1 protein-coding gene is annotated in these 1,104 nt (G+C 32.8%); it reads left to right on the forward strand.

Annotation, left to right across the window (positions count from 1 at the left end):
• Positions 1 to 321: 321 nt before the first annotated feature.
• Entirely contained in the window at positions 322 to 1,047 is a 726-nt protein-coding gene (locus AC1DTM_RS27820) for a hypothetical protein (RefSeq protein WP_477001410.1), read from the forward strand.
• Positions 1,048 to 1,104 lie beyond the last annotated feature (57 nt).

Below are 1,104 nucleotides of genomic sequence, written 5' to 3' on the forward strand. Positions count from 1 at the left end.
GTGTTGAGAAATAAAAAAAATAGGAATTATTTTATTTTTTTGTGTAAATAAAATGTCAAGAAAGATAAAAAATTGATAGGAGAGTATGTTGTCATTTGTAGATTGTAAATCTTCATGTGACAACATACTCTTTTTCTTTTGCTACAGAGAAGAAAAATGAGGTAGAAGAAACTCGAATATTAAAATAAATTTATCGTTTTTTGTACGTATTATTATGAAGATTACTGTCGGAAAGATGGTGATTCGTGTGAAAAGGGATTTTTTAAGAGAAAATAGAATCGTAAAGAGGAGGATAAATTATATAAACATAGGGGGATTTTTATGAAAATGAAAAAGGTCGCTATCGCATCAGTAGCAATTGGTACAATGCTTTCAATGGCAGCTTGTAGTACCTTCACAGATAAAGATGAAGCGAAGAAGGATCCAGCAACAGCGCAAAATGAAGAGCAATCAAAAACGACAAGTGCAGATGAAGCGTCAAAAACAACGAAAGATACTGAAAAAGACACAAATACTTCTTCGAATKAAAAAACAGATAAGGATACAAAAAATACAAAGGAATCATCAGGAACAGAAAGTAACGGCAAAACAACAAAAGAAAAAGAAACGACAGGAAAAACGAATGATCAAACTACTAGCGGGAAAACAACAGATCAAAGCACAAGTACAAACAATAACGGAAAGACAACAGATCAAAGTACAAGTGCAAACAACAACGGAAAAACAACGAAAGATCCGAAGAAAAGCGTAGCTGTGAAAACAAATGTAAAAGAAGTCGTTACATTAATTGAAAGCTTAGACAAGCAATTAGCTGCAAGCCCTAAATTAGAAGCAGTTAATAAACTTGGAAAACAAATTAATGAGAAGTGGGATGTAATTGAGAAAGATTTAGAGGCATCACACCCGACTGAATTTAAAACTATCGGGCAAAGTATGTATCCGTTAATTGTAGGAGCGGAGAAAGAAAAGATAGATGTTAATAAAATGAAGTCATTAACGACGAAAACGAAAAAAGATTTAAATCAATTATTAACGAAGCTTTCATAGTTTCAAAAGCCTACTCGTGCGAGTAGGCCTTTTTAGTTTGGTGAGGTAGTATATGAG

It is taken from the genome of Bacillus sp. P4_D3 (assembly GCF_056401855.1).